Source organism: Actinomadura montaniterrae, from assembly GCF_008923365.1.
Classification (GTDB): domain Bacteria; phylum Actinomycetota; class Actinomycetes; order Streptosporangiales; family Streptosporangiaceae; genus Spirillospora; species Spirillospora montaniterrae.
Genome location: NZ_WBMR01000328.1, coordinates 1 through 7,920, shown reverse-complemented (window position 1 = coordinate 7,920; position 7,920 = coordinate 1). Strand labels below are relative to the sequence as shown.

The 7,920-nt window shown below is 75.3% G+C and carries 7 protein-coding genes and 2 tRNA genes; all 9 read right to left on the bottom strand.

Annotation, left to right across the window (positions count from 1 at the left end):
• Positions 1 to 870: SDR family NAD(P)-dependent oxidoreductase (locus F9B16_RS47250; protein WP_151546805.1), on the bottom strand; the 870-nt coding region annotated here is incomplete at its 3' end.
• A 34-nt stretch (positions 871 to 904) separates the two neighbouring features.
• A tRNA-Ser gene (locus tag F9B16_RS47245) sits at positions 905 to 975 on the bottom strand.
• Between the two features lie 55 nt (positions 976 to 1,030).
• A complete protein-coding gene (locus F9B16_RS47240) occupies positions 1,031 to 2,689 on the bottom strand; it encodes an ankyrin repeat domain-containing protein (protein WP_151546804.1) in 1,659 nt (552 codons plus the stop codon).
• 29 nt (positions 2,690 to 2,718) lie between these two features.
• Positions 2,719 to 2,791, bottom strand: a tRNA-Asp gene (locus F9B16_RS47235).
• Between the two features lie 43 nt (positions 2,792 to 2,834).
• On the bottom strand, positions 2,835 to 3,893 hold the full coding sequence (locus F9B16_RS47230) for a rod shape-determining protein (RefSeq protein ID WP_192809349.1): 1,059 nt from the start codon (positions 3,891 to 3,893) through the stop codon (positions 2,835 to 2,837).
• Between the two features lie 180 nt (positions 3,894 to 4,073).
• On the bottom strand, positions 4,074 to 4,952 hold the full coding sequence (locus F9B16_RS47225; RefSeq protein ID WP_151546807.1) for a metal ABC transporter permease: 879 nt from the start codon (positions 4,950 to 4,952) through the stop codon (positions 4,074 to 4,076).
• Positions 4,952 to 5,596, bottom strand: coding sequence for a metal ABC transporter ATP-binding protein (locus F9B16_RS47220; RefSeq protein ID WP_151546806.1), 645 nt, complete (start codon positions 5,594 to 5,596; stop codon positions 4,952 to 4,954). Before F9B16_RS47220 ends, F9B16_RS47225 begins: the two co-directional genes overlap by 1 nt.
• A gap of 5 nt (positions 5,597 to 5,601) precedes the next feature.
• The gene (locus F9B16_RS47215; protein WP_151546802.1) at positions 5,602 to 6,555 is read right to left on the bottom strand and encodes a metal ABC transporter solute-binding protein, Zn/Mn family; all 954 of its coding nucleotides are present in this window, start codon (positions 6,553 to 6,555) and stop codon (positions 5,602 to 5,604) included.
• A gap of 149 nt (positions 6,556 to 6,704) precedes the next feature.
• Positions 6,705 to 7,553 carry an SAM-dependent methyltransferase gene (locus F9B16_RS47210; RefSeq protein WP_151546801.1) on the bottom strand — a complete coding sequence of 283 codons (849 nt, stop codon included), beginning with the start codon at positions 7,551 to 7,553 and terminating at the stop codon, positions 6,705 to 6,707.
• Positions 7,554 to 7,920 lie beyond the last annotated feature (367 nt).

Genomic DNA, 7,920 nt, shown 5'->3' with positions numbered 1-7,920 from the left:
CGGGCCCGCCTCCAGCGCGGCCCGCGCGCCCTCGGCGACGTCGACGCGCGCCGCCGCGCCGGTCAGCGGCAGCGCCTCCGCCGCGCGCACCTCCCGGTGGTAGGCGGGCGGCCGCCGGACGGTCTGCGCCGCGTTGTTCACCAGGACGTCCAGATGGTCGAACCGGGCGTGTACCGCGTCGAGCAGCCCGGCGACGCCCGGCAGGTCCAGCAGGTCGACGCCGTGGACGTGCAGCCGGGGCAGCCACTCCGCGGAGTCGGGGACGGCCGCGAACCGGCGCGCCGCGTCGCGCGGGAACCGGGTGGTGACCAGCACCTCCGCGCCGTCGCGGAGCATCTTCAGCGCCACCTGGAAGCCGATCTTGATCCGGCCGCCGGTGACGAGGGCGCGCCGCCCGCGCAGGTCGCAGCGGGCGTGCCGGCGCGCCAGGTTCTCCGCCGCGCACTCCGGGCACATCAGGTGGTAGTCGGGGTGCACGTCCCGGTACGGCGCCTTGCAGACATAGCAGGCGCGCGCCCGCCCCAGCACCCGCCCGGACGCCGTCTTCTCCGGCGCCGTCGTCGCCGGGGCTGCCTTCGGCGGGGCGGGCTCCGGGTCGGCGCCGGGGTTCTGATCCTGGAAGCGGGTCGCGGCGGCCAGAGCGTCGAGGTCCTCGGCGCGGCGCTGCGTCCGGCGGGCGGCCTTCCGTGCCTTCTTGCCGGACCGGTGCAGCTGCGAAGCCGCCTCATGGACGGCCCGCCAGCGCGGATCGTCAGGGTCGGTGGCCCGCGCGCGCTCCAGCAGCCGGAGGCAGGCCGCGAGCTCGTCGGGGCGGGGCGCCTCGTCCTCGACCGGCGGTCGCGGCTCCTCGGCTCGCGCAACGGCCGTCACTGCACTCCCTCGCCCCCGTCAGCCGGATCAGGGGCGGAGCCGGCCGGATTCGAACCGGCGTCCTCCGCCGAGCAGGCGGCGCGTCGACCGCTGCGCTACAGCCCCGCCACCGGCAGCGTAACGGAACCGTCCCGGCGAACCGGTCGATTTTCGACGATCTTCACGACTCGCCGAGCAGCGGTTCGAGGTCCGTGCGCCCGTGCTGCCGGATGAGCCGCGCGAACGCCCCCCGGGCACCGGAGCGGCCCGCCGCGGTCTCCCTGCTCGCTCCGGCCTCCAGCAGCGCCCGGACCACCGCAAACGATCCGTGTTCGGTGACCGCCGCCGCCAGCGGCGTCCGGTCCGACCGGTCGCGCGCGTCCACATCGAGGCCGGCCGCCAGCAGCCGGGGAAGGACGAGGCGGTGATCCATGGCGTACAGGAAGTGCAGCAGCGTGCGCCCCTCGCCGTCGCGCGCATGGGGATCCATGCCCGCGTCCAGCAGGCGGAGGACACCGGGGGTGTCGCCGTGCAGCGCTCGCAGGAAGACCTCGCTCCGCTGGCGCCGCAGCTCGCGCGGCAACCGGCCGCGACCCGTCCGCCACGCCTCCCGCACGGCGAAGCAGCCGGAGACCTCCCCGCCGAGCGCGCGCAGGGCGAGTTCGCGCCGCTCCTCGTCCGCGCTGTGCGGCGCCAGCAGCGCACCGCCCGACCAGCGGACCTCGTGCCACTCGCCTCCGCAGCGGACCCGCACGGACTCCGGCGGCCCCGGGTCCGGCGGCCCCACGGGTCCGGCGGCGGGACGCGCGGGGAACAGCGCGGACCGGATCAGCGGATGCAGCTCGTCCGGCGTGATCATGCCCGCGAGCAGCAGGTGGGTGTCCGGGCGCAGCCGCCAGTGGTCCGGTGCCGCCGCGCTCCGGAACTCGCCCCCCGCCGCCGGGCGCACCAGCGGCCGGGCGCGCCCGCCGCCCGCCTCCACGGCCACGGCCCGGACCGGGACGTACGGCGAGCCGAGGACGACGGTGACCGGCCCGCCACCGCGCTCGGCGACCAGCCGGCCCAGCCGGCCGGCCAGCGTCGGCGGCCGGTCCAGGTAAGAGCGGACGGTGTCCATGAACCGGTCCCGGCCGTCCGGGTCCGGCGGCGGCCGGAGATCGAAGCCCGCGGCGGAGAAGGCGCCGGCGGTGTCGCCGCGCTCGTAGCGGATGATCGACCATTCGGCGCGCGCCAGCGCGTCGCCCGGGCCCGGATCGCACGTGGGCAGCTCCTCCGCGGCCAGCGGCGTCCCGTCGGCGTGGAAGAACGGGATGCGGCCGGCGCCGCCGCAGTCGTCGATCAGCTCCCCGCAGTGCCGGTCGTCGAACAGCCGGCGCCCGCCCGTCCAGTCGTGCGCTCGCCGGTCGGCCGAGGCGGCGATCACCAGCCGCAGCCGCTGCGGCGCCCGCAGGGACGGCGGTCCGAACACCTGGAGCACGGGGCCGCCGTCGCCGTACCGGGCGAGGACGAACCTCAGGTGCTCGTCGAAGACGCTCAGGTCGCCGGGCCCGCGGGGCAGGTGCCAGCGGAGCAGGTCGGGCACGAGATGCCGCAGGTCCTCGGAGAGCCGGCGGGCCACGGCGGACCCGTGGTCGCGCGCCACGCCGTCCAGCGTGAACGCGACGTCGGTGTGCGCCGCCGCGCAGGCACCGCGCCAGTCGCCCGCCCGCCGGTGCCGGGCCGACCGCTCGATCATCCAGCGGGGGACGCGGTGGCGGCGCGTCCGCCGCCAGCCGTGGAGCCAGGCGCGGGCCCAGGGCGAGAGCTCCGCGGGCGGGACGACGGGCGCTCCGGAGGCCACGCGCACCCCCTCTTCGCAGTGACCGGGAGCAGGACCGGCCGGATTCGAACCGGCGTCCTCCGCCTTGATGGGGCGGTGCGTCGACCTCTGCGCTACGGCCCTGCCGGGCGGCAGCCTAGCCGCCCCGGCGGGCCCGGACGACCCGTCACTGCTCGGGCACGGTGGTGAGCAGGTGCGGGCGCGGCGAGCTGCGGCGCGCCGGCGGCTCCTGCGACCCGGACGAGCGCAGCACGTCGGCCGCGCCGATGACGGCGGCGTCGCCGGTGTCGTCGCCGATGCGCGCGGCCAGGCCGGTGCGCTCCTGGATGAGCCGGTCCAGGCCCGGCAGGCGGGCGGTGCCGCCGGTCAGCGTGATGCCGACGCCGAGCAGTTCCCCGGAGATCTCCGGGCCGCAGCCGGACAGCCCCTGCTGGATCGCGGCGACGATCTCGCCGACCGGCGCGGCGATGGCGCGGGCGACGTCGGCGGTGGTGAGGACGATCCCGCGCGGCATGCCGGTGGTGAGGTCGCGGCCGTGCACGACGGTCTGCCGCAGCGGGCGGCGGCCGATCGGCGGCACCGCGCCGACCTCCAGCTTCGCCGCCTCGGCGCTCGCCTGGGAGATCCGCACCTTGTGCTCGCGGCGGACCATCGCGACGATCGCCCGGTCCAGCGACGAGCCGCCGACGAGCGCGGTGTGCGAGGTGACGAGGCCGCCGAAGGAGATGACGCCGACGTCGGTGATGTCGGCGCCGATGTCGGCGACGACCACGATCTCCGGCCGCCCGGAGGAGGTGAGCCCCATCCCGATGGCGGCGGCGATCGGCGTCGGCACGAGCGTGAGCCGGCGCGCGCCGGCCTGGAACGCCGAGAACTGCAGCGCCCGGTAATGCACGGACGACATGCCGCTCGGCACCGTCACGATCAGGCGGGGCCGCGCGGTGTAGCGGCGCTTGTGGTGGGTGCGGACGAGGGCGCGCATCAGGTACTCGGCCTCGTCGGTCTCGGTGGGGGCGCCCTCGCGGATGGGCCGGACGAGGCGGACGTCCGGGTTGCGGCCAGCCATCTCCTGCGCGGGGAGGCCGAGCGCGAGGATCTTGCCGGTGTGCAGGCAGCGGGCGAGCAGCGACGGCTCGCGCGCGACGACCCCGCGGTCCCGCACATGCATCCGCACCGTCGCGCTCCCCAGGTCGATGGCGGTGTCCCGGCCCGCGAAGTCCCACATCGCGTCCCCTTCCCTGTCGCCCTGCAGTCGCAGAGCACTGATGCCCTGCCGACCTGCGGCGATGCCCATCGGCGGGTAAGCGAATCGCAACGTCCCGGCGAACAGGGGTCCGGAATTCCGGACACGGCGACCGGCGGTCCGCGCCCGCCCGGCCGCCAGTGCCGAGCGGGCGTCAAGAGATCATGTGGGGACGGTGTCGGCCCGCCGGGCGTGCGCGCGGGCCGTCCACCCGCGCCGGGCGCGGACGGCGCCGGCCGCGCGGCACGCCGCGTACAGCACGAACGAGATCGTGGTGACGTACGGGCTGATCGGGACGCCGGCGCCGAGCGACAGCAGGATCCCGCCGACCACCGACACGGTCGCGAGCGCGGCGCTGAGCACCGGCACCAGCACCGGCGACGCGGTCACCCGCACCGCGGCGGCGGCCGGCGTGCAGATCAGCGCGAGCACCAGCAGCGCCCCGACGACCTGCACGGACACGGCGACGGCGAGGCCGAGGACGAGCATGAACACCGGTGACAGGGCGCGCACCGGGACGCCGCGCGCCGCCGCCACGTCCGGGTCGAGGCTGGCGAACGCGAGCGGCCGCCACATGACCGCAAGGCACACCAGCACCACCGCCGACGTGGCGAGCAGCCATGACAGCCGGGGCGTGTCGATCGCGACGATCTGCCCGGTGAGGATGCCGAACTTGTTGGCGGCGCGGCCCTTGTACAGCGACAGGAACAGCACGCCGAGGCCGAGCCCGAACGGCATCAGCACCCCGATGACCGAGCCGCGGTCGCGCGCCCGGGTGCCGAGCACGCCGATGAGCGCGGCGGCCAGCAGCGCGCCCGCGATCGAGCCGCCCGCGACGCCGGCGCCGAGCAGCAGCGCGGCGGCGGCGCCGGCGAACGACAGCTCGCTGATGCCGTGGACCGCGAACGCCAGGTCGCGCATCACGACGAACGTCCCGGCGAGCCCGCCGACGAGGCCGAGCACCGCGCCCGCGATCAGCGAGTTGCGGACGAGCCCGAGCAGCGCCCCGTAGTCGTCGAAGTTGACGATCTCGTGCCACATCACGCGGCCTCCGCGCCGGGCTCGCCGGGCATCCGCAGGACGCGGTCGGCGAACGGCAGCACCGGCTCGACCTCGTGGGTGACGAACACGACGGCGGTGCCGTGCTCCCGGCACCGCCGCCCGACCAGCTCGCTGACGGTCCGCTGGTGCGCGGCGTCCAGCGAGGCGAGCGGCTCGTCGCAGAGCAGCAGCCGCGGATCGGACGCGAGGGCCTGCGCGACCCGGACGCGCTGCAGCTCGCCGCCCGACAGCAGCTCGATGGGGACGTCCGCGAACGCCTCCGCGCCGACGTCGCGCAGCGCGTCCCGGACCCGGCGCCGCGCGGCGGGGTCGGGGAGCCGCGGCCCCCAGCGGTGCCAGTCGACGCCGAGCCGCACCAGGTCGCGGGCCCGCAGCGGGGTGTGCGGCGGGACGCTGCGGTGCTGGGGCACGTACCCGATGAGGTCGCTTCCGCGGCGCGGCGGGCGGCCGCCGACCGTCACCGTCCCGGCCGACAGCCGCCGCAGCCCGAGCAGCACCTTCAGCAGGCTCGTCTTGCCGGACCCGTTGGACCCGAGGACGGCGACGAACTCCCCGGCGGCCACGTCGAGGTCGAGCCCGCTCCACACCGTCCGCTCGCCGTAGCGGAGTTCCGCCCCGCGCATCCGGATCACGACAGCGCCTTCCCGAGCGCGGCGATGGTGCCGTCCATCCAGGTGACGTAGTCCTGGCCGGACGGGAGGGTCTCGGTGACCGGCACGACGGCGACGCCGTTGTCCTTCGCTGCCTTCTCGACCTGCTCGGTCTGCGGGCCGCTCGTCTGCGCGTTGTAGACGAGCGCCTTCACCTTGCCGGCGCCCTTCCCGCCGCCGAACAGCCCGAGCGTCTCGCGCAGCGTGCGCGGCGCGACGTCGTCGCCCTCCTCGATCGCCTCGCTGAACTCCTCCGGCGTCTCGTTGCGCAGCCCGGCCGCTTCGAGGAGGTAGAGGGGGACCGGTTCGGTGATGGCCACGCCGTCCCCGGAGTGCGCGGCCTTGAGCGCCGCGACCTTCCCTTCGAGGTCCTTCAGCTTCGCCTTGAACGCGGTGGCGTTGGCGCTGAACGTGGGCGCGGCGGCGGGGCCGGCCTTCGCGAGCGCGGCGGACAGCCGGTCGGCCAGCAGCGCCATGGACGGCAGGTCGTACCAGACGTGCTCGTTCAGCTCGCCGCCCGCGGGCGCCGTCCGTCCCGAGATCCGCACCGCGTCGAGGACCTCGGCCTTGGACGCCGACGCCTTCAGCATCGTGCCCATGAAGTCGTCGTAGCCGCCGCCGTTCTCGATCACCACCTGGGCCCTGCCGAGGGCGAGCCGGTTGCGCGTCCCGGCCTCGTAGGAGTGCGGATCCTGCGCGGGGTCGCTGATGAACGAGGTGACGGCCACCTTGGCGCCGCCGATCGTCCGGGCGATGTCGCCGTAGACGTTGGTGGAGGCGACGACCCGCACGGTGCCACCGGACGGCTTCGCGGGCTCGGCTCCGGACGACGAGCCGCAGGCGGCGAGCGCGAGCAGGGGGACGGCCGCGGCCGCGGCGACGGCGGCGGCGCGGTGCGACGGCCGGCGCAGGCGGGAGGGACGAGGGGACATGTGCGCTGCTCCTGGAAATGAAAACGGTTTTCAATGCAACGTAGCATGATGTGTCCGGATACGTCCCATCCCGGGGTCCGGGCGGCGCACGAGAAAACGGGCCGCCCTCCACCTGGGTGGAGGACGGCCCGTCCGGACCGGCGGCCGCGTCAGCGCTTGCGGACGACGCCGCCGTACTCGTAGATGCCGGTGTCCAGCTTCGAGGCGCCCTCGTACTGGCGCAGCTCCTCGGGGACGGGCGCGAGCGGGGGCTGCAGGTCCATCGGCCGCCAGTCCACGAGGTTGCACAGGCCCGGCTCCACTGGGTCGAAGTCCGCCAGCAGCGCGTCGATCTCGCCCGGCGTCCGCGTCTGCCACGGGATCCCGGCGCTGGTGACCTGCGCGGTCATCTCCGCGCTGCGCACCGGGTCGTCGCACGCGACCTGGGAGAACGTCAGGTGGCTGCCCGCCGCCGCGCGGTCCATGACGGCGTGCAGGATCCGCTTCGGGTCGTCGGCGTCCGGCAGGTGGTGGCCGACGGACAGGAACAGCGTCGCGACCGGCTCGGAGAAGTCGATGAGCCGCTTGACGTCCTCGTGCTCCAGCACGGCGTCCTGGTCGCGCATGTCCGCGGTGATCACCGTGGTGGACGCGTCGCCGGCGAGCAGCGCGCGGCCGTGCGCGAGCACGATCGGGTCGATGTCGACGTACACGACGCGGGCGTCCGGCGCGAACTGCCGCGCGACCTGGTGCACGTTGGCGTCGGTCGGCAGCCCGCACCCCATGTCGATGAACTGCCGGATGCCGGCCTCGGCCGTCAGGTAGCGGACGGCCCGGTAGAGGAACAGCCGGTTCTGCCGGGTGATGTCAAGCCCGGCCGGGTGGTGCTCCAGCTGGCCCCGGATGAACTGCCGGTCGACCTCGTAGTTGTCCTTGCCGCCGAGCAGCCATCCGTAGGCGCGCGCCGAGGTCGGCACGTCGTTGGGGATGTCGGCGATCGAGGGCTGGTCGTCGTTCACGGCCCGCTCCGCATCTGCGCAGTAGGTGGGGGTCGGTGTCGATTGGAACGGTATACCGCTTCACCGCCCCGCGTTGATCTTTCGCCCGGTTCCGGCCGGGATCGGCCCCGCCCGGCGGGTGGGGGCGGGGCTGTGCAAGCCCATGTCATCTTCAAGTTGCTTGTGAATTGAGTTTTAACGTGCTTTGCTGGCGTACATGGCTCACCTCTCTCTTCGGTACGCGGCGGGGACGGACATCGGCAGGCGGCGGCGCGTGAACGAGGACTCGGCGCTCGCCGGCCCGTCGCTGCTCGCCGTCGCCGACGGGATGGGCGGCCACCCGCACGGCGACGTCGCCAGCGCCGCCGCCGTCACGGCCCTCGCCGAG